Source organism: Mycolicibacterium houstonense (assembly GCF_900078665.2).
GTDB classification, from domain to species: domain Bacteria; phylum Actinomycetota; class Actinomycetes; order Mycobacteriales; family Mycobacteriaceae; genus Mycobacterium; species Mycobacterium houstonense.
The window spans coordinates 2677648-2698803 of sequence record NZ_LT546207.1 but is presented as its reverse complement, the minus strand read 5'-3'; the positions used below and the strand labels follow the sequence as shown (position 1 = coordinate 2698803).

Genomic DNA, 21156 nt, shown 5'->3' with positions numbered 1-21156 from the left:
GGAGCCCGTGTTGACGTCGCCAGAAGCAGATCTGACCGGGTGGAGCGTCGCTCCCTTCACCGCCGCCAACCAGACGTACGACGTCTACCGCAAGGGTTCCGGCCCGGGTGTGGTGCTGATCCCGGAGATCCCCGGACTTCATCCCGGCGTGCTGGCGCTGGGCAACCATCTGGTGGACAACGGTTTCACCGTGGCCGCGCCGTCGTTGTTCGGCACGCCCGGCGCGGCCGCCGTGCGTCCCGGCGCCATCCCGGTGATGCTGAAGGCGTGCGTCACCAAGGAGTTCGCGGCGTTCGCCACCAACGCTGACCGACCCGTCGCGCACTACCTGCGGGCGCTGGCCCGTGATCTGAATGCCAGCACGCCAGGCAAGGGCGTCGGCGTCATCGGGCAGTGTTTCACCGGCGGTTTCGCGCTCGCCGCCGCGGTCGACGACAGCGTGCTGGCTCCGGTGCTGAGCCAGCCTTCGGTGCCGATCGCCTTGACGGCGAAGCAGAAGCGTGATCCAGGGATGTCGGAGGCCGAGCTCAAGATCGTCGAACAGCGGGTCGCCAACGACGGCCTGTGTGCGTTGGCGCTGCGGTTCAGCCAGGACAAGTTGGCGCCAGGAGACCGGTTCACCACGCTCAAGGCCCGTCTCGGCGATGCGTTCGAGGTCATCGAGATCGACTCGAAGAAGGGCAATGCGCACGGCATCCAGGCGTCGGCGCATTCGGTGCTGACCGATCAGGTCCGCGAGGTCGACGGGCATCCCGCTTATGAGGCGCGCAAGCGGGTGGTGGAGTTCCTCACCGAGCGGCTGACGGCTTAGCCGTCGGCGCCGGCTTCGGCCTTGGGTTCGGCTCGGGCGGCGGCTTTTTCGCCTTTTGTGCCGCCGAGCCGTTTCTGCATCCAGTCCCACACCCGCCGCCACGGCCGCTGACCCGGCTCGTCGGGCTCGGTGACCTCGAGTTCGACGCCCTTGTAGACGGCCAGGTACACGCTGACCGTGGTGACGATGATGATCATCAGCACCGGTCCGATCACCAGACCGAAGAAGCCGAACATCGAGATGCCGGCGAACACGGCCAGCAGCATCAGCGCCGGGTCGAGCCGGGCCGCCTTGGGTACCAGCCACGGCCGCAGCAGGTTGTCGATGTTGGTGACCACCAGCAGGTGGAACACCACCACGAAGATGCCGCCGATGATGTTGCCGAAGAACATCATTCCGATGCCGAACGGAATGGTGACGATGCCGCCGCCGAGCGGGATCACCGACAACGCGGTCAGCAGGATCGCGAAGACGAAGAACCCGTTGTGAAAGCCGGCGATGTAGATCGAGATGGCGCCGGCCACGCCCTGGCAGAACGCGATCACGAACTGGCCCTTGACCGTTCCCTTCACCATGGCGCCGGTCTTGGCCAGGTACAGGTCGGTGATCTCCTCGCCGAGTGGGTTGAGCCGGCGGATCAAGGTGGCCATCTCGGAGCTGTTGACCAGCATCGAGATGAACACGTACAGGAAGATGATCGACGAGGTGATCGCACCGACCATGCCGCCGACCGCGCCCTGCAGGATGCCGAGCAGCCATTCGCCGAGGTGCTGAGAGAGCTTGACCACGGTGTCGCGCAACGAATCTGCGGTGACATTGACATCCAGGAACGGCACCCGGTCGGCCAGTGAGTTGATCAGCTGCAGGGCCCGGTCGCCCAGCGTGCTGATGTCGGTGTCGGCGATCCAGGTGCTCACGGTGTTGACGAGCTGGGTCACCTGCACGATCGCCATGAACACCACCAGCGACACCGGGATGATCACCATCAGGATGGCGACCAACAGGGTCAGCGCGGCCGCGAGACCACTGCCCATTCGGCGCTGAAACCGTTGGTAGAGCGGGGTGAAGAGGTAGGCGCCGACGGCAGCCATCACGATCAGCACGAAGAAGCTGCGCAGGAAATAGGCACCCAGCAGGATGGCCAGCACCGTGACGACGGCGAGTGCGCGCTTCTGGCTGAGGGTGAACTCGTCTTTCATTTCCACGCCTTCCCGCCGTTGCGCTGACCTTATCGTCACTCCAGCGTGACGGTCGGCATTGAGCGTCACTCCAGCGTGACGGTGGGGCCGAGATCGGCGCCACGGGCGGCCTCGCCGGCCAGGGACGTCGTCACGCCTGGGCCAGCTTCATGACGTGCCCGAGCACGTCCGGGTACCGCCGCAGGTGTGCGCCGCCGTTGAGATCGAGCACCTCACCGGTCAGCCACGACGCCTGCGGCGAGCAGATGAACACCACCGCGGCGGCGATGTCCTCCGGCGTGCCGGTGCGGCCCAGCGCGGTGTTCTCGACGTACTCCTCGACCACGCCCGGGATCATCGCCGCGGGGTCGGTGAGCGGCGTCTTCACGAAGCCCGGTGCGATCGCGTTGACCCTGATGCCGCGGGGCCCCAGCTCGAGCGCGGCCACCTGGGTGAGCATCGACAAGCCGGCCTTGGCCGCACAGTAGGCGCTCATACCTGCCGCGGGCTGACGGCCGTTCAACGAGGAAATCGATACCAGCACACCACCTTCTGGCAGGTTCCGGCCGGCGTGTTTGGCGACGACGAAGCCGCCGTTGAGGCAGACGTCGATCACCGAGCGGAAATCCTCGACCGGCATGTCGGTGATCAGTCCGACGTTGCTGAACCCGGCGCAGTTGAGCACGATGTCGACCGGACCCGCCGCGGCGAACAGCTGCTCTACCGAGGCCTCGTCGGTGACGTCGACGTAGTGGCTCGTATGCGGGGCGCCCAGCTCGGCGCTACGGGCCGCCGCACCCTCGGTATCCCGGTCGGCCACCACGATGCGGCAGCCGTCGGCGGCCAGGGCAAGGGCGCTGGCCCACCCGATGCCCGAGGCCCCACCGATGACGATCGCGACGCGCTGGGTGCTCATGCCTGGCCTCCGTCGTCCGGTCGATGGTCGCCCCACTTCTTGTCGATGGCGTTCCACACATCGGCGTACCGCCCGGGATAGTCCTTGTAGGCGGACTTGGACCGCAGGAACCCGCGGATCAGCGGGGCGGCCAGACCGATCGGGAAACGTTTCCACCCGGCGTTGGCTCTGGTGTCGGCCAGCAGCTCGGGCCAGCTGTGATGCTGGAACCCGAGCACCTCCTGGGAGCGGGTGGTGTCCATCCAGTCGGTGGCGAACCAGGCGGCGTCATCGTCGGGGTTACCGGGGCGCCCGATCGGCAATCCGCCTCTGATGCCCATGGCGGCCGCCGCCTGCGAACCGACCGCGGACTGGATGTGGCGGTGCGTCGCGGGATCACCGCCGATCAGCAGCACCTCGCGGTTGGCGTCCGCCGTGGTGGCCGCGACGAACGCCGCCGCGACGTCGCGCACATCGACGGTCTGTAGTCGCCCGTCGGCGGGCAGCACGCTTTCGAAGGAGATGAGGTCGACGTCCATGTCGACGCTGAACTCGGAGCTCATCACGCCACCGAGACGCAGGATCAGCCAGTCCAGCGTGGAGGCCCGGACCAGCGCCTCGGCCTCGACCTTGTGCGCGCCGTAGATGTCGGACGCGTTGGTCGGGGTGTCCGGCGTCAGCACGTCGTCGATGTGGTGCGGGTTGCGGGCGCCGTAGACCGCGATGCTGGAGGCCTGGATGAACCGGGGCGGCGCCGGCTGGGCTTCGGCGGCACGCAGCAGCGACCCGGTGGCCTCGACGTTGACCTTGCGGGCCAGCCCGCGGCGCATGTAGCAGAACGGCGGGATGATCGCGGCGAGGTGGATGATCGCGGCCGGTGCGACCGCTGACACCAGACGGTCGACCGCGGCCGAATCGGTCAGATCGGCCCAGTGCACCTGAACCGATGACGGGAGTGAGGCCGCGGCCTTGCGGTTCGCGGGCACGTCGAGATCGGTCGCTGCCACGCTCCGGCCGGCGGCGGCGAGCGCCTTCACGACGGCAGAACCCACCAAACCGAAAGCTCCGGTCACCAAGACAGCGTCGGACATGGGCCTCCTCGCTAGAACGTGTTGCAACACTAGCGAACAGAGATGTGGTGTGTGTCACCACGATCCGCCCGGCGTTGCGACGCATTAAATGGGCTATTAGCCCGTCGCTGCTCAGCAACCGGTGCAGGGCGGTCGAACTGGGGGAGTGTCCGGTGAGGCGAAGGTTGCTGGCGTTGCCTCAAAAGCATCCGCGAATGGCACTGTCGTTCGATAAATGTGACCGAGCACACGTATCGACCCGTGATGTGATGCGTTTGCCAGATAGGTATTCGTATCCGGATTTGGAAATTTGCCCGACGCCTATGCAAGGTGTGGCTGTAGGTATCGGCGAAAGTGAGCCAATCGCAGGCGTTTGTGATGTACTCGGTTGCACGCGTCAGCAATTGGGGAGGTGTGAGATGTCCGAAGATGTCGTGACGGGGGTTAACGACAGTGACTCCGACGAAATTGCCGGAGTCGTTGCTGTGGGTTCCTCGGTGGTCGTGTATCCGGGCACTGACGAAGAACTGCACGGCACCGTCGTAGAAGATTTCGCCGACTTGGCCGGGACCGCGGTCGAGGTCGCCGGCGAGCGAATCGTCGAGCCGGCTCGACGCTGGGCCGTCAACCTCGACGACGGCGGCCTGGTGTTCGTCGACGACGACAGCATCGCGCTCGCGGCTTAGGCCGACCTGAACTCGTCGCCGGATCACCGCACGCTCAGCGGAAGCTGACGTAACCGGCGCACCAGCATGCTCGGCTGCCATTCGGCCTCGCCGGCCGGGACGAGCGTGTAATCGGCCGCCAACAGCGCCGAGATCACGGCGCGGGCCTCCATGCGGGCCAGTGCCGCTCCGAGGCAGAAGTGCCCGCCCTTGCCGAACGCCAAGTGGCTCTTGATATTCGGCCGGTCCAGCCGGAATTCGGCCGGCGCCTCGAACACCGCTTCGTCGCGGTTGGCCGCGCCCCACAGCAGCAGTAGGTGTGCCCCCGCCGGCACCGTGACGCCCGCCAGCTCGGCGTCGGTCAGCACATGCCGATAGTGACCCCGGAACGGGGATTCGAGCCGCAACACCTCCTCCAGAAACGACGCGACCATCGCCGGATCGTGCCGCAGCCGTTCGGCCAGTTCGGGCCTGCGGCTCAGAATCCAGGCCGCGCTGCCGATCAGCGACGCCGTTGACTCCCCGCCCGCGCCCACCAGCTGCACGAGCATGAGCACGGCGGTTTCCGGCGACAGTCGTTCGGTCGCACAGACCGCCGCCAGGTCTCCCAACAGGTCTTCGCCCGGGTTTGCCACCGCCGCCTCGAACCGTTCGGTCAGGTAGCCGCCGAGTTCGATGGCCGCGATCCCCGACGCGGTCAGCTGCTCGGTATCGACCAGTCCGTCGAGCAGTTGCGTACTGGCGTACGCCCAGGCCACCAGCCGGTCCACATCGTCGGCGGGCAGTCCCAGCAGCCGTGCGACCACCAGCATCGGCAGGCGGTCGGCCAGGGTGGACATCCAGTCGAAGGTGGGTCCTGCCCCCGCCAGCAGCTCCGCGGCGGTGGCGGCGATGAACGGCTCCAACTCGGCGATCCGCTTGGCCGCCATCCGGGGCAGCACCGCCTTGCGGTGCGCGTTGTGGATCGGGTCGTCGGCCGTGGCCAGCACGTGAAAGTCTGCGCCGGGCTCGCCCATGCCGAACGGTGAGACGGTGCCGTCGCCCTGGTACCACATGGTCGCGGTGAGGTTCGACGAGAAGTCCTCCGGTCGCGCGGTGGCTTCGATGACGGCGTCGAACGAGCTCACCACGAAAAACGGGGAGTCGCCGACCTGTGCCACCGGCGCACCGGCCCGCAGCCGGTCATACAGCGGGTACGGATCCTGCAGACAGGCCGGGTCGAACAGTTCGTGTGCGGCAAGCATTTGCCCAGGTTGGCTGGGTGTCCGGGAGCAGTCAATGACGCCGGCGCAAGTTGATACGGGCCGCTCCGGCGTCCGGCGAGGCGGTGTCTCAACCTGGGTCCGCCACCTGCGCGTGAAGTGAGAATCACGACGTATTTCGTCTCAAGATGCGATAAATTCGCTGTTGTGTCTCCCACGCGTGCGGATTGGCTGGTAGGCGGCGACCGGCGCGCGGAGGCCGCCGAGCGGATCTATGCGGCCGCAGCGGAGATGGCCGCCCGCGACGGATTCGACTCCCTCGACATCGATGCCCTCGCCGCCCGGGTGCACTGTTCGCGGGCCACGATCTACCGGCACGCGGGCGGAAAGGCCCAGATCCGTGACGCCGTGCTGGCCCGGCTGGCCGCTGCGATCGTGGGAGAAGTGCGCCGGGCGGTCGACGGCCTTGCCGGCGCCCAGCGGGTGCTGACCGCGGTCACCGTTGCACTACAGCGGATTCGGGCCGACCCGATGTTCGATCTCCTGGTCGGCTCACTGCGCAGTGGCGATGGCATGGCCGATCTGACCCGGTCACCGGTGCCCGCGGAGTTCGCCACCGAACTCAGCGGGCTGGCCGAGGACGACCCGGTTGCCGCGGCGTGGATCGTCCGGCTGGTGCTCTCGCTGCTGGTGTGGCCCGGTGCCGATGACGCCACCGAGCAGGAGATGCTGCGACGATTCGTCGCGCCGGCCTTCGACTAGGACCGTTTCACACACCGAAAACCGATGTGGCTCATGCCGGTATCCACCATGTGAGGTCGCCGCGCGGCCGGGCGGTACCGCATGCAGTAGCTGTCGGCGCACAGGAACGAGCCGCCCTTGATCACCCGGCGCCCGATCTGAAACTGCGGTTGGTTCGGATCGTAGGTGTCCGCGGCGCAGCACGGAGTGGTGGCCCGGTCCTCGCCGTACCAGTCGGTGGTCCACTCCCACACGTTGCCCGCCATGTCGAACAGCCCGTAGCCGTTGGGCTCGAAGGAGCCGACAGGTTTCGTTGTCCCGTAGCCGGTTTCGGGAAGATAGGGGAACTCGCCGTGCCAGTAGTTCGCCAGTTGCCGTCCGGGTGGCTCGGGCTCGTCGCCCCAGGTGTAGGCCGCACCGGAGATGCCGCCGCGGGCCGCGGTCTCCCACTCCGCCTCGGTCGGCAGCGCCAGACCGGCCCAATCTGCGTAGGCCGCGGCGTCATCAAAGGCGATGTGCACCACGGGATGTTGCTCGCGGCCCGTCAACGAGGAGCGTGGCCCCCTGGGGTGATTCCAGCACGCGCCCGGTGTCCACGCCCACCACTGGCTGATGTGCCGCAGGTCCACCGGACCCGCCGTGCGCCGGAACACCATCGAGCCCGGCACCAGGTTCTCCGGTGGGGCACCGGGGAAGTCGTCCGGATTCACCGGACGCTCGGCGACGGTGACATAGCCGGTGGCCTCCACGAATTCGGCGTAGTCGGCGTTGGTCACCTGGTGCCGCTGGATCCAGAACCCCGCCGTGGAAACCTCGCGGGCCGGCGCCTCCTCGGGGTAGTGCGCGTCGGAGCCGAGGATTGTCGTCTGCGCGGGAATCCAGACCAGATCGCTGTCGGTCATGCGCCGACTCTGCGGTGAGGGCGAGGACCACTCGCACTTTTGCGCCCTGAGCGCACAGTCGATGACCTTGGTGCACGCTCAGTCAAAGACCGTCGTCCAATCGTCGCGCATGCTGACCACCGTCCAGCCGTTGGACCTCGCCAGGTCCAAGGCCTTCTCTGCCCCTGCCGTGTAATCGAATTCGCGCGAGGCGTCGTCGTGACGCACCAGCACGCTCAACGATGTGGCCGGGCCGGCGCTGGTGTACTCCAGCATCTGGATGTCGCCGTTGGAGTTGCCCGCCGCGAAGATCGGGCGACGCCCGATGCGGCCCCAGATGCGCACCGCCTTGACCGGGCCGTCGTTGAGGAACTCCGGTGTGGCGGTGGTCCGGAGTTGTCCGTCGACGAAATCCAGGCCCACCGAACTACCGATGACCCGCTCCGGCGGAACACCGTACATCGATGCCGTCACGGGGCGCATGAAGTCCCGGCCGCCACCGGAGACGATGTAGTTGGTGAAACCGTTGGCCTCAAGGTAACGCAGCAGGTCGATCATCGGCGCATAGCCGCACGCGGTGTACGGGCGGGCCAGTGTCGGGTGCTGCGCCTCGGCGAAGAAGGCCTTGATCCGTTCGGCGTGGTCGTCGACGGTCATCCCGGCATAGGCCGAGAGAATTCCTCCGGCAAGGATTTTCAGGGCCGAATCATCGCCGTTGTAGTGCTTGGTGACGGCGTCGCCGAACCAGGCCAGGTTCCCGGCGGCCGCGGCCTGGTACGGCTGTTTGGTGGCCAGCGCCGGGTCGGCGGCGGCCTGCTCGGCCAGCCGCCGCACCAGGAAATCCAGCTGGATGTAGGCCGGCTTCTCACACCACAGCGTGCCGTCGTTGTCGAACACCGCGACACGTTCCTCGGGCGGCACCTCGGCGGTGGCGCGGTCCACGAAGTCGACGATCGCCGACTTCGTGGGTCCGTCGTTCCAGGATGGGAGGTCGGACACCCCTCAGCCGCCGATCGATTCGAGGTATTTGTTGAGCTGCTCGACGGCATTGCTGATCGTGAACGATGCCGGCTCGCGCCGCGGCGGGAACTCCTTGAATGTCTCCAGGAACTGGGTCACCAGCGCATTTGCCATGAACACCAGGAAGTCGTGGTCGAAGTACCAGTCCCAGTAGGTGTTTGACGTGATGTCGGCACGTTCGTAGGGGTCGGTGCGCAGGTTGAACAGCTTCGGTGCGCGCAGGACCGTGAACGGCTCGAACCAGATCTGCAGGGTGCCCTGGCACCGCTGCTCCATGAACACGATCTTCCAGTTGTCGATACGGACACCGAGCACGTCGCAATCGTCGGAGAAGTACACCAAGCCACGACGCGGGCTCTTGTCCACCTCGCCGGTCAGGTACGGCAACAGGTTGAAGCCGTCGATGTGGACCTTGTAGGTGCGATCACCGGCCTCGTAGCCCTTCTTGAGCTTCTCGACGATGTCGGCGTCTCCGGCGGCGGCCAAGAACGTCGGCAACCAGTCGTGGTGCTGGACGATCTCGTTGGAGACACTGCCCGCCTCGATCTTTCCGGGCCAGCGGATCAGCTCGGGGACCCGGAATGCGCCTTCCCAGTTGGTGTTCTTCTCGCTGCGGAACGGAGTGGTCGCCCCGTCGGGCCAGGTGTTGGCGTGCGGGCCGTTGTCGGTGGAGTAGATGACGATGGTGTCCTCGGCGATTCCCAACTCATCGAGCGCGTCGAGCAGCTGACCGACATTGCGGTCGTGATCGACCATCGTGTCGTGGTATTCGGACTGCCACCGGCCGGCCTGTCCACGGCTTTCTGGCTTGGTGTGCGTCCGGAAGTGCATGTGGGTGGTGTTCATCCAGGCGAAGAACGGCTTGTCCGCCTCATGCTGGCGCTTGATGAAGTCAATACACGCCTCGGTGGTCTCGTCGTCGATGGTCTCCATCCGCTTCTTGGTGAGCGGGCCGGTGTCCTCGACCCGCTGCTTGCCCAGCGGACCGAAGCGCGGGTCGACCTCGTCGGATTCCTCATCGGTGGCCCACGAATGGACAACACCGCGCGGCAGCATCTTGGCGCGAAGCTGCGGCGCCTCTTCTTCGGTTGGGTAGTCAGGGTTTTCGGGTTCTTCCTCGGCATTGAGGTGGTACAGGTTGCCGAAGAACTCGTCGAAACCGTGCGCGGTCGGCAGATACTTGTTCAGGTCGCCGAGGTGATTCTTGCCGAACTGCCCGGTGGCATACCCGACCGACTTCAGCAGTGTGGCGATCGTCGGATCCTCGGGCGACATGCCCATGTCCACACCGGGCATCCCGACCTTGGACAAGCCGGTGCGGTACACACTCTGGCCGGTGATGAACGATGAGCGGCCTGCCGTGCAGCTCTGCTCCCCGTACGAGTCGGTGAACAGCATGCCTTCCTTGGCGATCCGGTCGATGTTGGGCGTCCGGTAGCCCATCAGGCCCATGCTGTAGCAGGACAGGTTGCTGATCCCGATGTCGTCGCCCCAGATGACGAGGATGTTCGGTTGATTGTTCGGCATGTGCACGGCCTCGCTTTCGTATCGATTCCCTTGACGTGACTGCCGCGAGCGCTCCCGACCCACCCCGACGTTATGCGTCGGTGGGCGAGTTGACGACGAACTCTTGCGTCTCTCAGGGAAAATTCAAGACTCGAGACGGGTCAGTCCTTGGCCAGGAACTCGTGCAGCTTCTCGACGGCTTGGTCGACGCTGAAGCTCGCCGGGGCGTGCCGTGGCGGGAATTCCTTGAACGTCTCAAGGAATTTCGTCGCCATCGCCGTCGCATAGAACACGAAGTAGTCATGCCGCAACAACCACTCGTAGTACGTGTTGGACGTGATGTCGGCGTACTCGTACGGGTCGGTGCGCAGGTTGAACAGCTTGGGGACCCGCAGGGGGGTGAACGGTTCGGCCCACACCCGCAGCGTGCCCTGGCAGCGCTGCTCGGCGAACACGATCTTCCAGTTCTCGAACCGCATCGCAACGAGGTCGCCGTCGTCGGAGAAGTAGAAGAACCCGCGCCGCGGGCTGGTATCGACCTCGCCGGTCAGGTAGGGCAGCAGGTTGTACCCGTCGATGTGGACCTTGTACTCGGTTTCCCCGTCTGCGCCGGCCTTGTGCCCCTTCTTCAGCTTCTCGCTGATATCGGGTTCACCCGCGGCGGCCAGCAGGGTCGGCAACCAGTCGTGGTGCTGGATGATCTCGTTGGAGACGGTGCCGGCTTTGATCTTTCCGGGCCAGCGGATCAGCTCGGGAATCCGGAATGCGCCCTCCCAGTTGGTGTTCTTCTCGCTGCGGAACGGTGTCGTGCCGCCGTCGGGCCAGGTATTGCGGTGCGGGCCGTTGTCGGTGGAGTAGATGACGATGGTGTCCTCGGCGATGCCGAGTTCGTCGAGCACGTTCAGCACGGTGCCCACATTGCGGTCGTGGTCGATCATCGTGTCGTGGTAGGGCGACTGCCACAGCCCCGCCTGCCCACGGCTTTCCGGTTTGGTGTGGGTGTACAGGTGCATATGGGTGAAGTTGCACCAGACGAAGAACGGATTGCCCGCCTCGTGCTGACGCTTGATGTAATCGACCGTGGCATCGGCGATGTCGTCGTCGATGGTCTCCATGCGCTTGGTGTTCAGCGGGCCGGTGTCCTCGATGGTCTGCTTGCCGATCGGACCGAACTTCGGGTCGTCGGGCTCGGTGGACACCTCGGTGGTGGCTTTGCACTTGAGCACGCCGCGGGGCTTGGCCAGCTGATAGAGCCGGGGGAAGCGATCCTCGTGCGGGTAGTCGAAGCTCTCCGGTTCCTCTTCGGCATTGAGGTGGTACAGGTTGCCGTAGAACTCGTCGAATCCGTGGACCGTCGGCAGGTACTTGTTCAGATCACCGAAATGGTTCTTGCCGAACTGCCCGGTGGCGTAACCGAGCGGCTTGAGCAACTCGGCGATCGTCGGATCCTCGGCGGCCCAACCGATGTCGACGCCCGGCACCCCGACTTTGCTCATTCCGGTGCGGTACACACTCTGCCCACTGATGAACGCCGCGCGGCCCGCGGTGCAACTTTGCTCACCATAGGAATCGGTGAATCGCATGCCTTCGTCGGCGAGCCGGTCGATGTTCGGGGTGCGGTAGCCCATCAGGCCGTCGCTGTAGCAGCTCAAGTTGCTGATCCCGATGTCGTCGCCCCAGATCACCAGAATGTTCGGCTTACCGTTCGGCATGTTCGACTCCTCGCCCCTCGATGTATCCGTCATGTGCCCCGGCCTTACTCCGACCATAGGCCGCGGCAGGCAGCACGGGTGGCGGCTTCGCCCGTCTGTCGCCCGATATTTACGCATTCGCCTGAAATGCGGTGGTAAGACCTGAGACATGAGCGAGCCGACCGCCCGCGAGGCGCTACGCACCATGCATCCGGGTTACTTCGCACTCGTCATGGCCACCGGCATCATGTCCATCGCGATGAATTACCACAACGCGCATGCACTTTCGGTTGCGTTGCTGTGGATAGCGGGCGTCGCGTACGTGGTTCTGGTGATTCTGACAGTCATCCGCACCGTGGCCTATCGCGGCGATGTCACGGCGGACCTGACCGATCCGAGTCGGGGCTTCGCCATGTTCACGTTCGTCGCCGCGACGTGTGTGGTGGGAACCCGGCTGGCCGCCGACAGCCACTACGGTTCGGCCTTCGCGTTGCTGGCGGTCGGTTGGGTGGCGTGGATGATTCTGGGCTACGTGGTGCCGTGGACCGCCGTCGTCGGCCAGGCCGTCCGGCCGGTGCTGCAAAGTGCCAACGGCACCTGGTTCATCTGGGTGGTTGCGAGTCAGTCCGTGGCCGTGCTCGCCGCGGCGTTGCAGCCCGAAATATCGGTGGGCCGTTCGGAATTGGCGTTGTTGGCGGTGTTCTCGTGGTCGGTCGGAATTTTTCTGTACGGCGCCGCAGGCGTCTTCGTGGCCCTTCGGTTGCTGGTCTATCCGTTGCGGCCGGGCGATCTCACGCCGCCGTACTGGGTGGCGATGGGCGCCACCGCCATCACCGTCGTGGCCGGGGCACGGATCGTCGAGATGGCCGACGCCCCGATGGTGGCGGCCACTCGCGGGCTGATCGCGGGGACGTCGGTGTTCTTTTGGGCCTTCGGTACCTGGCTGATCCCGCCGTTGATCGCCGCCGGCATCTGGCGGCACTGGGTGCACCGCGTCCCGCTGCGCTACGACGCCACCCTGTGGAGCGTGGTGTTCCCGCTCGGCATGTACGGGGTCGGCGGCCACTACCTCGGCCAGGCCGACCGGCTGCCGATCGTGGAACACATCGGCTACGCGGAGAGTTGGATCGCGCTGGCGGCGTGGGCGTTGACGTTCGTGGCCATGCTGCGCCACCTGGCCATCACCCTCTGGTCGAATCGCCACGCCACCCCTGGCATCGACGCCGTACCGGGAGCACAGTTGTAGGTGGAGGTGTTCGCGATGTACGACAAGGACCTGACCAACAAGTGGCTCGTCGAAATCGAATTCTCCGAGGACGACGTCCATACCCACGCATCGGCCCGCGCACAGTTGCGCGACGACACGATGTCCACCACCGGAGATGCCTACCGCAATCCGAAGGACCCCGGTGCGCCCATGATCGGGGAGGAGATCGCGGCGGCAAGGGCGCTCATCGCGCTGGGCACCGATCTACTGCATGCCGCCTCGGCGCGAATCGAGCAGTCCACGCACCATCCGGTGCACCTCTACCGCTGATCAGGCGGTGACGGGCTGCTTGACCGCCCCGGACTCCATCTGACGGAAAAGTTCGGTGTAGTACGGCATGCACTCGGCCATGGCCCGCTCGGTGGTGAACAGCGGCTCGTAGCCCAGGTCGCGTTTGGCCTTGGCGATGGAGAAGTAGTTGTTGAGGTAAAGCCGTTCCACCGCAAGGGGTTCGATCAACGGTGCGGGCAGGGAGAATTTGAAGTGCAGCCACTGCCAGGCCATCATCACCTTGTGCACCAGGCGCCCTGACACGTAGAACGTCGGCAGTTTGCGGCCGCATGCCGCGATCACGGGGCGCGCGAACTCGAACATGTTGACGGGCTCGCCGTCGTTGATGAAGTAGGCCTGACCGGGTGCGGCGCCGCCGGGCACCAGGTGCTGGGCGGCCAGGATGAAGCCGTGGATCAGGTTGTGCACGTAGGAGTTGTCCAGCTTGATGTTCTTGTTGCCGACCAGCACCTTGACGTGCCCGGCCAGGACGTTCTCGAACACCTTGCGGAACATGGTCTGGTCGCCGCGGCCCCAGATGCCGCTGGGCCGGATCGAACAGGTCAGCATGCCGTGCTCACCGTTCTGGGCGAGCACGAACTTCTCGGCCACCACCTTGGTCTCGGTGTAGAGGTCGTTGAACCGGCTGGTGTAGGGCATGGTCTCATCGCCGTTGACGATGTCCTGCCCGCCCATCACCACGCTGTTGGACGCGGTGTAGACGAAGCGCTTGACGCCGGCCTCCTGCGCGGCGTGCACCAGGTTCTTGGTGCCCTCGACGTTGACGGCGAAGCTGCGCTGCCGGTACTCCTCGGTGACCGAAGCGCCGCCCATCAGGTCGATGATGGCCGCGGTGTGAATGACGGTGTCGATGTCCTTGACGGCTGCGGCGACCGTCTGCGTGTCGCAGATGTCGCCTTCGATGACCTCCAGGCCGGCATGATCGCCCAGCGGGGACGGCGCGCGGTCGAACGAGCGCACGGAGTAACCGCGGTCGAGCAGTTCGGTCACCAGGTTGGCGCCGACGAAGCCGGAGCCGCCGGTAACCAGGACGCGGCCGAGTTCGGCGCGGTCGCGAGGAGCATCGGAGTTACCGGTCAGTTTCGGGTCACCCATGCCGGACAGGATAACTGAAACAGGTTCCAGTTTCGAGCAAGAATGGCAAAAATGGTTGCTGGATCAACTTTCTTCGGTCTCGCGGGCGGCCAGCGCCTGCTCGACGCGCTGGCGGGCTCCCGCTAAGTGCTCTTCGCAGCGTTGTGCCAGCTTTTCGCCTCTTTCCCAGAGGTTGAGCGAAGCATCGAGATCCAGCCCGCCCTGCTCCAGCTGCTGCACTACTGCGATCAATTCGTCGCGGGCTTCTTCGTAGCCCAATTCACTAATAGGCTTCATGCATACCCTTACTCACTACCCTCGCTGACTGCCGAGACCACGCCGTCGGACACCCGCACCCGCAGTCGGGTGCCACTCGGTGCGTCGGCCACCGAACGCAAAACTGTCGGCGTTCCGGCCGCCGGAACCGTCTGCACCACCGAATATCCGCGGGCCAGCGTCGCTGCCGGTCCGAGCGCGGTCAGTCGCGCGGACAGGTGGCCGACGGTGTCGGCCTGCCCGTCGATCAGCCGGGTGATGTCGCGCTGTGCGGTGGNGCTGACCACCGGGGTGCGGCACGCGACGATGGCGCGGCACAGGGTTTCGTCGGAGAACGGCAGCAGATCCTCGACGCTGCCGCCGCCACGGGCCAAGACGATGACGTCGACGTCTGGGTCGGCGTCCAGGGCCGCCAGGGCCTCCACGATCTGCGGCACCGCGTTGGGCCCCTGCACGATCGTGTTGCGGATCGCGAAACGCACCGCGGGCCAGCGGGTGGTGGCCACCGTGGTCACATCGCGTTCGGCGGCCGATGCGCGGCCGGTGATCAGGCCGATGGTGTTGGGCAGGAACGGAATCGGGCGCTTGAGCCGCGGATCGAACAGGCCTTCGGCCTCCAGCAGCCGGCGCAACCGCTCGATCCGGGCCAGTAGTTCACCGATGCCGACCGCGCGAATCTCACTGACCCGCAACGAGAATGTGCCCCGGCCGGTGTAGAAATTGGGCTTGCCGCAGATGATCACCTGGGTGCCCTCGGACAGCTTGACCGGCGCGTTGCGCACCAGATCGCGCGGGCAGGTCAGGGTCAGCGACATGTCGGCCGCCGGATCGCGCAGCACCATGAAGACGGTCTTGGAATCGGGGCGGACCTTGAGTTCGGTCAGCTGCCCCTCGACCCAGACGGTGCCGAGCCGGTCGATCCATTTGGCGACGCGGGTCGCCACGGCGCGTACCGGCCAGGGATTCTCCGGTGACTGACCCGGTTCGGTCACTTCGCGGTCGCGCGGGTGATCCTGTTGGCGAGCAACGTGACGAACGGGGCGCGGGCCCGGCCGGCCTCTTCGTAGGCCAGCAGTGCTTCGAGGTCGGCGACCTTCAGCGACGTCAGCCTGGCCCGCAGCTGAGCCAGGGTGAGCGTGTCGTAGCCCAGCTCGCCGGCGATCTCCGGCGCCTCACCCTTGGTGGCGGCGCTGGTGGTCTTGCCGTTGGCCGCGCCGGCCGCCTCGGGCTCGCCGGTGCTGTACAGCGCGAACCGTCCCTCGGTGCGCCGCTCGCCGTCGGTGGTGGGGGCGTCGTCGGGTGCGTCGTCCGCGTCGTCGGACTCGAGATCCTCGTCGAATGTGGCCCACTCGGGCTGCTCATCCTTGGGCGGAAACAGCTGCTCAAGCGTCTCGTCGCCCTTGACCACCAGCTCAGCGAGGTTCTGCTGGACGTGCATGACGATGTTGGCCGCCTGACTGGCCACGGTCATGGGATAGGTCAGGATGGTTTGAGGCAACCGGCGGGTTTCCTCCAAGGCGGTCACCGCCGCACCCACCAGCAGCCGGACCCCATACGGTGCAGTTCCCATGTGCACAGACTAGCCACAGCCACGGCTGGCTCCGTTGTGTTGTCGCCCCGTACCCTGGACACATGCCGTCGACAATCAACATGGGTATCCCGGGTGCAACCAGCTCGGTGAGGTCAGGCGGCGGTTCGGAAGCCGTCGGCAAACGCGTCCTGCTGGCTGAACCCCGTGGGTACTGCGCCGGGGTCGACCGTGCCGTCGAGACCGTGGAACGAGCCCTGGAAAAGCACGGCGCCCCGGTGTACGTGCGGCACGAGATCGTGCACAACAAGCACGTCGTGGAGACGCTGGCCAAGGCCGGCGCGGTTTTCGTCGACGAGACCGACGAGGTGCCCGAGGGCGCCATCGTGGTGTTCTCGGCGCACGGTGTGGCGCCGACGGTGCACGAGACCGCCGCTGAGCGCAGCCTCCAGGTCATCGACGCCACCTGCCCGCTGGTCACCAAGGTGCACAACGAGGCCAAGCGGTTCGCCCGCGACGATTTCGACATCCTGCTGATCGGCCACGAGGGCCACGAAGAGGTCGTCGGTACCGCCGGTGAGGCGCCCGACCACGTCCAGGTGGTCGACAACCCGGACGCCGTGGACAAGGTCACGGTGCGGGACCCGGAGAAGGTCATCTGGTTGTCGCAGACCACGCTGAGCGTCGACGAGACCATGGAGACGGTGCGCCGGCTGCGGGAGAAGTTCCCGACGTTGCAGGATCCGCCGAGCGACGACATCTGCTACGCGACGCAGAACCGTCAGGTGGCCGTCAAGGCGATGGCACCCGAGTGCGAACTGGTGATCGTGGTCGGCTCGCGCAACTCGTCGAACTCGGTGCGGCTGGTCGAGGTGGCCCTCGGCGCCGGGTCGCAGGCCGCCCACCTGGTGGATTACGCCGAAGACATCGACCCGGCCTGGCTGGAAGGCGTTACCACCGTCGGCGTCACCTCAGGTGCGTCGGTGCCCGAGGTGCTGGTGCGCGGGGTACTGGAACGGCTCGCCGAATACGGTTACGGCACCGTGCAGCCGGTGACCACCGCCAACGAGACGCTGGTGTTCGCGTTGCCGCGGGAGATCCGCCCGCCGCGGGCCTGACCCGTTTTGTAGCCGGTCGGCTTCGTCAGTCGTCGGGGTCCCAGGAGTGACGGCCCCGCGCGGCTGAGCGTGGCCGGGTCCGGTGCTCCACCCGGCGATCCTCGTCCTCAGAACCCCGGTAACGCACGCGCGACACCGGATGGTGCGTCGAGCGCCCCGAACCGTTGGACGGCGCCTCGAACGAATCCTCGAACGGCTGGTAGTCGTCGAACCGGCGACGCGGACGCGGCTGCCGCTCGCGCGGCGCGCCTTCCCGGCGCTCCGGGGNCTTTGGCCGTCTTGGCGGCGTCGGCCGAGTCGGCCTCGTCGGCGCCGCGTTGTGCCGTCAGCCCGACGTACCACCGGCCCAGCCCGATCAACAGCACCGTGGCCGACAGGAACAGCATCAGTGGGAAACGTTCGATCAGGGGATAGCCACAGTTGATGGCCAGGTCTTTCACACCTTGGAGCTGGCCGCCGTGGAACAGGAAATAGGACCCGGGAACCGCGACGAACAGGATCAACGGGGGCTGAATGACCGCGGTGAACAACCCGGCCTGCTGAACCGCCAGCACCGCCGCCAGACACCCCAGCGAGTAACAGACCGCGAAGACCGAGCTGAGCTCGCGGTTGCCCGAACCGGCATCGAAAGCAAAGCCGATCGCGGTAGCCGTGACGGCGATCAGCACAGCACCCCACCACGGCACACCGGCGAATCGCGGGTGCACAGAGCGTTGGTCAGCCGGCACTGCCGACTGTGCGCGCTGTCCTGACACACGTAGACCGTACCGGCTCAATCCGGCCGCGTGCTGCCAGCTCGCGCTGGCGTGCCCGTCACACCGTCCTAGACTGTGGTCCCTGTGAGCCTGAACCTGGGAATCGTCGGTTTGCCGAACGTCGGAAAGTCGACTCTGTTCAATGCCCTGACGCGTAACGACGTGTTGGCGGCCAACTACCCGTTTGCGACCATCGAACCCAACGAGGGCGTGGTGCCGCTGCCCGATCCCCGGCTCGACAAGCTCGCCGAGATCTTCGGGTCGGAGAAGACCGTGCCGGCGCCGGTGACATTCGTCGACATCGCCGGCATCGTGAAAGGCGCCTCCGAAGGAGCCGGCCTCGGCAACAAGTTCCTGGCCAACATCCGCGAGTGCGACGCGATCTGTCAGGTGGTCCGCGTGTTCGCCGATGACGACGTGGTGCACGTCGACGGCCGGGTGGACCCGCGCTCGGACATCGAGGTGATCGAGACCGAGCTGATCCTGGCCGACATGCAGACGCTGGAAAAGGCGGTGCCGCGGCTGGAGAAGGAAGCCCGCAACAACAAGGAGCGCAAGCCGATCCTGGAGGCCGCGGTCGCCGCACAGGCGGTGTTCGACGACGGCAAGACGCTCTTTTCGACCGGCAAGGACTGGTCGATCCTGCGTGAGCTGAACCTGATGACGACCAAGCCGTTCCTGTATGTGTTCAACGCCGACGAGTCGGTGCTGACCGACCCCGCCAAGCAGGCCGAGCTGCGCGAGCTGGTGGCCCCGGCGGACGCGGTGTTCCTCGACGCCAAGATCGAGTCGGAGCTGATCGAGCTCGACGACGAATCGGCGCAAGAACTGCTGGAGTCGATCGGACAGACCGAGCGCGGTCTCGACGCCCTGGCCCGCGCCGGGTTCCACACACTGAAGCTGCAGACCTATCTGACGGCCGGGCCGAAGGAATCTCGCGCCTGGACCATCCACCAGGGCGACACCGCGCCCAAGGCGGCCGGCGTGATCCACACCGACTTCGAGAAGGGCTTCATCAAGGCCGAGGTGGTCTCCTTCGACGACCTCGTCGAGGCCGGGTCGATGGCCGCCGCCAAGGCCGCCGGCAAGGTCCGCATGGAAGGCAAGGACTACGTGATGGCCGACGGCGACGTGGTGGAGTTCCGGTTCAACGTGTAGTGCGCCGAGCGTGAGGGGCGGGCGATGCCACGACGTCGTGAACTTCGGGATGTGTGCCGAGGGATCGCCACTAGTTTCAGCAGTCGGAACAACGACATCGCAGGCTGGTGGGGGATCGGTGTGCTTTGCCGCACGCCAGGGCCACCTGGGATCGACCTAGATTTGTGCGCCGATTCCGACGGTGATCCGTTGGTGCGCAAGTACAGCGGACAGTTGGTCCGGCAGTTGCAGGCTCGACGTATCCCCGCCGATTGGGTATCGGCCGCCGGGATATCCGTGCGGTTCGAACCGCATCCGACGGCAGTTCGCATGTGGCGATACGCGGTGACGGCCGAGATCCGTGACGACCTGGATCATGTCTGGTCCCACCACGCCAATGGGCAATGCTGGCCTCACAGTTGGCGTCGCGAGATGAGGTCGACCCGTCGATGAGCGGCGACACTTCAACGTGTAATGCGCCGAGCGTGACGGATATGCACGCATTAGGCCCCAATTTCGTGCACAGGGGCCACGCTCGTCAGGCGGTCGTGCACGCTTCAGCTCTGCGCCTGCAGCGTGCGCTCCCGTGTTAGCGTGCTGATTGTGGCGACGATGTCTGCCACACTCGGCACTTCCAGGTGAACGAACACCTGAATCATTGCGGAGGGGCCTGAGCCGATCAGGACATGTCCGAATGGGGTGCTGCGCCTTCTGGCGCGCCAACTCCATTGCGCCGGTTGACCGATACCGGCAGACGAAGGGACGTGACATGACCGCCAAGGACGACAAGAACCTCCGGCAGGTGCTCGACAAGATCGCGGGGACGGACGAGCCGGCCCGTAGCGTGATGCAGCGGCTGCACGAGGTGATCGTTGCCGCAGCTCCCGATCTGAAGCCTCGCATCTGGTACGGCATGCCGGGATATGCCCTGTCCGCGAGTAGTCCGGTCCTCATCTTCTTTCGGAGCGACGATTTGATCAGCCTCGGGGTGACCGAGAAGGCCACGCTCAAGCCGGCCGGAGGTAAGGACGGACTGTTGATGCCTGCGTCCTGGTACCTCGATGGCCTGGACGACGTCACCGAGCAGCGGGTCACGGAGATCGTTCGCGCCGCGATCGAGTAGGAGCTCGCGCTCACCCCGCCGAACGTGAAGTAGATGGCGAGATTCTCGCGAGAACTCGCCATCGTCTTCACGTTCGAAAGTCTGGCGGCGTCGCACGCACGGCATAGCATCACCTGGTGAGCTTCGACGTCCCGCCGGACGCCTACACCCGCTTCATGGGCCGGTATGCCGAGCCTCTGGCGAAGGTTTTCGCGGCGTTTTCCGGGATCGGGGCCGGCGACAAGGTGCTCGACGTGGGGTGCGGTCCGGGCGCTCTGACGGCGCACCTGCTGTCGCTCGGGGCCCGGGTCACCGCGATCGATCCGTCCTCGCCGTTCGTCGACGCGATCCGCGCAGGCTTCCCGCACGTCGAGGTGCGGGTGGGCGTGGCCGAGGAATTGCCCTATGACACAGACGCTTTCGATGCTGCCCTGGCCCAACTGGTGGTGCACTTCATGCCGGATCCGGTGGTCGGCATCGGGCAGATGGTGCGCGTCACGCGCCCCGGGGGAGTCGTCGCGGCCTGCGTGTGGGACGGCGCGACCGGCGCGCTGGCACCGTTCTGGGATGCGGTCCACCTGATCGAGCCGGACGCTGATGACGAAGCGCTGCTGTCCGGGGCGCGCCGGGGCCACCTGGCCGAGATCTTCGCGGCGGCCGGCTTGCGCGCGGTGGAAGAGCGTCCGATCACGGTTGACGTCGTCCACCCGACGTTCGAGGAGTGGTGGGAGCCTTACACATTCGGCGTCGGCCCCGCCGGTGACTACGTGCGCCGGCTCGACGACGACGGTCGGGCACGGCTGGCGTCGGTGGCTCGCGAACAGGTGGGTGACGGACCGTTCACCGTCACCGCGACCGCCTGGGCGGCGCGGGGGATGGTCTGATCGCACCGTCGCGACATTCCGCGTCGACGGTAGTATCAAGCTTGCCGAACGTAGAGCAAACGCA

General features: G+C 66.1%; 21 protein-coding genes and 1 pseudogene. 9 read left to right on the top strand and 13 right to left on the bottom strand.

The genetic code is table 11. The features are described 5' to 3' along the window. Nucleotides 1–10: 10 nt before the first annotated feature. Nucleotides 11–811, top strand: a complete 801-nt coding sequence (locus tag BN4332_RS13580) for a dienelactone hydrolase family protein (RefSeq protein WP_066898946.1) — start codon at nt 11–13, stop codon at nt 809–811. On the opposite strand, the gene BN4332_RS13575 is transcribed toward BN4332_RS13580, so the two are convergent. From BN4332_RS13575 to BN4332_RS13565, 3 genes are all read right to left on the bottom strand, one after another. Beyond that, nucleotides 808–2010, bottom strand: coding sequence for an AI-2E family transporter (locus tag BN4332_RS13575; RefSeq protein ID WP_066898910.1), 1203 nt, complete (start codon nt 2008–2010; stop codon nt 808–810). The genes BN4332_RS13580 and BN4332_RS13575 overlap by 4 nt on opposite strands. A gap of 130 nt (nt 2011–2140) precedes the next feature. After that, nucleotides 2141–2905, bottom strand: a complete 765-nt coding sequence (locus BN4332_RS13570; protein ID WP_066898909.1) for an SDR family NAD(P)-dependent oxidoreductase — start codon at nt 2903–2905, stop codon at nt 2141–2143. Beyond that, nucleotides 2902–3975, bottom strand: a complete 1074-nt coding sequence (locus tag BN4332_RS13565; RefSeq protein WP_066898908.1) for a cholesterol dehydrogenase/isomerase — start codon at nt 3973–3975, stop codon at nt 2902–2904. The genes BN4332_RS13570 and BN4332_RS13565 overlap by 4 nt, the downstream gene beginning before the upstream one ends. 398 nt (nt 3976–4373) lie before the next feature. On the opposite strand from BN4332_RS13565, the gene BN4332_RS13560 reads away from it, so the two are divergent. Beyond that, nucleotides 4374–4640: a hypothetical protein gene (locus BN4332_RS13560; RefSeq protein WP_200820297.1), complete on the top strand. Its 267-nt coding sequence runs from the start codon at nt 4374–4376 to the stop codon at nt 4638–4640. Nucleotides 4641–4663: 23 nt separating this feature from the next. On the opposite strand, the gene BN4332_RS13555 is transcribed toward BN4332_RS13560, so the two are convergent. Next, the gene (locus tag BN4332_RS13555) at nt 4664–5863 is read right to left on the bottom strand and encodes a cytochrome P450 (protein ID WP_066898906.1); all 1200 of its coding nucleotides are present in this window, start codon (nt 5861–5863) and stop codon (nt 4664–4666) included. A gap of 165 nt (nt 5864–6028) precedes the next feature. Between BN4332_RS13555 and BN4332_RS13550 the strand changes: the two genes are divergently transcribed. After that, nucleotides 6029–6583, top strand: a complete 555-nt coding sequence (locus BN4332_RS13550) for a TetR/AcrR family transcriptional regulator (RefSeq protein WP_066898905.1) — start codon at nt 6029–6031, stop codon at nt 6581–6583. On the opposite strand, the gene BN4332_RS13545 is transcribed toward BN4332_RS13550, so the two are convergent. The 4 genes from BN4332_RS13545 to BN4332_RS13530 form a co-directional block, all read right to left on the bottom strand. Beyond that, nucleotides 6580–7464, bottom strand: a complete 885-nt coding sequence (locus tag BN4332_RS13545; protein ID WP_066898904.1) for a formylglycine-generating enzyme family protein — start codon at nt 7462–7464, stop codon at nt 6580–6582. The two genes, BN4332_RS13550 and BN4332_RS13545, sit on opposite strands and share 4 nt — an antisense overlap. A 78-nt stretch (nt 7465–7542) precedes the next feature. Beyond that, entirely contained in the window at nt 7543–8442 is a 900-nt protein-coding gene (locus tag BN4332_RS13540; protein ID WP_066898903.1) for an HAD family hydrolase, read from the bottom strand. Nucleotides 8443–8445: 3 nt separating this feature from the next. Beyond that, complete coding sequence (locus BN4332_RS13535; protein WP_066898902.1) at nt 8446–9990, bottom strand: arylsulfatase; 1545 nt, start codon at nt 9988–9990, stop codon at nt 8446–8448. 140 nt (nt 9991–10130) lie between these two features. After that, nucleotides 10131–11681 carry an arylsulfatase gene (locus BN4332_RS13530; protein WP_066898901.1) on the bottom strand — a complete coding sequence of 517 codons (1551 nt, stop codon included), beginning with the start codon at nt 11679–11681 and terminating at the stop codon, nt 10131–10133. Between the two features lie 148 nt (nt 11682–11829). On the opposite strand from BN4332_RS13530, the gene BN4332_RS13525 reads away from it, so the two are divergent. Both BN4332_RS13525 and BN4332_RS13520 read left to right on the top strand, forming a co-directional pair. Then, nucleotides 11830–12906 (top strand): tellurite resistance/C4-dicarboxylate transporter family protein, encoded by a 1077-nt coding sequence (locus BN4332_RS13525; protein WP_066898900.1) that lies wholly within the window; start codon nt 11830–11832, stop codon nt 12904–12906. A gap of 15 nt (nt 12907–12921) precedes the next feature. After that, nucleotides 12922–13197: a dsRBD fold-containing protein gene (locus BN4332_RS13520; RefSeq protein ID WP_066898945.1), complete on the top strand. Its 276-nt coding sequence runs from the start codon at nt 12922–12924 to the stop codon at nt 13195–13197. On the opposite strand, the gene BN4332_RS13515 is transcribed toward BN4332_RS13520, so the two are convergent. From BN4332_RS13515 to BN4332_RS13500, 4 genes are all read right to left on the bottom strand, one after another. After that, nucleotides 13198–14313: a 3-beta-hydroxysteroid dehydrogenase gene (locus BN4332_RS13515; RefSeq protein ID WP_066898899.1), complete on the bottom strand. Its 1116-nt coding sequence runs from the start codon at nt 14311–14313 to the stop codon at nt 13198–13200. A gap of 63 nt (nt 14314–14376) precedes the next feature. Continuing rightward, nucleotides 14377–14589 carry an exodeoxyribonuclease VII small subunit gene (locus tag BN4332_RS13510; RefSeq protein ID WP_066898898.1) on the bottom strand — a complete coding sequence of 71 codons (213 nt, stop codon included), beginning with the start codon at nt 14587–14589 and terminating at the stop codon, nt 14377–14379. Between the two features lie 8 nt (nt 14590–14597). Then, nucleotides 14598–15560: an exodeoxyribonuclease VII large subunit gene (gene xseA, locus BN4332_RS13505; protein WP_066898897.1), complete on the bottom strand. Its 963-nt coding sequence runs from the start codon at nt 15558–15560 to the stop codon at nt 14598–14600. Next, a complete protein-coding gene (locus BN4332_RS13500; protein ID WP_066898896.1) occupies nt 15557–16138 on the bottom strand; it encodes a lipid droplet-associated protein in 582 nt (193 codons plus the stop codon). The genes xseA and BN4332_RS13500 overlap by 4 nt, the downstream gene beginning before the upstream one ends. A 62-nt stretch (nt 16139–16200) precedes the next feature. On the opposite strand from BN4332_RS13500, the gene BN4332_RS13495 reads away from it, so the two are divergent. Continuing rightward, the gene (locus BN4332_RS13495; RefSeq protein ID WP_066898895.1) at nt 16201–17214 is read left to right on the top strand and encodes a 4-hydroxy-3-methylbut-2-enyl diphosphate reductase; all 1014 of its coding nucleotides are present in this window, start codon (nt 16201–16203) and stop codon (nt 17212–17214) included. 25 nt (nt 17215–17239) lie between these two features. Here BN4332_RS13495 and BN4332_RS35490 read toward each other — a convergent pair. Beyond that, a pseudogene (locus BN4332_RS35490) lies at nt 17240–17969 on the bottom strand (DUF6542 domain-containing protein). A gap of 84 nt (nt 17970–18053) precedes the next feature. On the opposite strand from BN4332_RS35490, the gene ychF reads away from it, so the two are divergent. From ychF to BN4332_RS13470, 3 genes are all read left to right on the top strand, one after another. After that, nucleotides 18054–19127 carry a redox-regulated ATPase YchF gene (gene ychF / locus BN4332_RS13485; RefSeq protein WP_066898893.1) on the top strand — a complete coding sequence of 358 codons (1074 nt, stop codon included), beginning with the start codon at nt 18054–18056 and terminating at the stop codon, nt 19125–19127. Between the two features lie 748 nt (nt 19128–19875). Further along, on the top strand, nt 19876–20229 hold the full coding sequence (locus BN4332_RS13475; protein WP_066898891.1) for a DUF1801 domain-containing protein: 354 nt from the start codon (nt 19876–19878) through the stop codon (nt 20227–20229). A gap of 116 nt (nt 20230–20345) precedes the next feature. Further along, complete coding sequence (locus tag BN4332_RS13470) at nt 20346–21092, top strand: class I SAM-dependent methyltransferase (RefSeq protein ID WP_066898890.1); 747 nt, start codon at nt 20346–20348, stop codon at nt 21090–21092. The last annotated feature ends 64 nt before the right edge of the window (nt 21093–21156 follow it).

Excerpts from the sequence above, each read along its gene's own strand:
- BN4332_RS13530 (WP_066898901.1), bottom strand. The coding sequence starts at position 11,681 with ATGCCGAACGGTAAGCCGAACATTCTGGTGATCTGGGGCGACGACATC.
- BN4332_RS13510 (WP_066898898.1), bottom strand. The coding sequence starts at position 14,589 with ATGAAGCCTATTAGTGAATTGGGCTACGAAGAAGCCCGCGACGAATTG.
- BN4332_RS13560 (WP_200820297.1), top strand. The coding sequence starts at position 4,374 with ATGTCCGAAGATGTCGTGACGGGGGTTAACGACAGTGACTCCGACGAA.
- BN4332_RS13520 (WP_066898945.1), top strand. The coding sequence starts at position 12,922 with ATGTACGACAAGGACCTGACCAACAAGTGGCTCGTCGAAATCGAATTC.
- BN4332_RS13555 (WP_066898906.1), bottom strand. The coding sequence starts at position 5,863 with ATGCTTGCCGCACACGAACTGTTCGACCCGGCCTGTCTGCAGGATCCG.
- BN4332_RS13495 (WP_066898895.1), top strand. The coding sequence starts at position 16,201 with ATGCCGTCGACAATCAACATGGGTATCCCGGGTGCAACCAGCTCGGTG.
- BN4332_RS13565 (WP_066898908.1), bottom strand. The coding sequence starts at position 3,975 with ATGTCCGACGCTGTCTTGGTGACCGGAGCTTTCGGTTTGGTGGGTTCT.
- BN4332_RS13570 (WP_066898909.1), bottom strand. The coding sequence starts at position 2,905 with ATGAGCACCCAGCGCGTCGCGATCGTCATCGGTGGGGCCTCGGGCATC.
- BN4332_RS13525 (WP_066898900.1), top strand. The coding sequence starts at position 11,830 with ATGAGCGAGCCGACCGCCCGCGAGGCGCTACGCACCATGCATCCGGGT.
- BN4332_RS13535 (WP_066898902.1), bottom strand. The coding sequence starts at position 9,990 with ATGCCGAACAATCAACCGAACATCCTCGTCATCTGGGGCGACGACATC.
- BN4332_RS13475 (WP_066898891.1), top strand. The coding sequence starts at position 19,876 with ATGACCGCCAAGGACGACAAGAACCTCCGGCAGGTGCTCGACAAGATC.
- BN4332_RS13515 (WP_066898899.1), bottom strand. The coding sequence starts at position 14,313 with ATGGGTGACCCGAAACTGACCGGTAACTCCGATGCTCCTCGCGACCGC.
- BN4332_RS13500 (WP_066898896.1), bottom strand. The coding sequence starts at position 16,138 with ATGGGAACTGCACCGTATGGGGTCCGGCTGCTGGTGGGTGCGGCGGTG.
- BN4332_RS13545 (WP_066898904.1), bottom strand. The coding sequence starts at position 7,464 with ATGACCGACAGCGATCTGGTCTGGATTCCCGCGCAGACGACAATCCTC.
- BN4332_RS13575 (WP_066898910.1), bottom strand. The coding sequence starts at position 2,010 with ATGAAAGACGAGTTCACCCTCAGCCAGAAGCGCGCACTCGCCGTCGTC.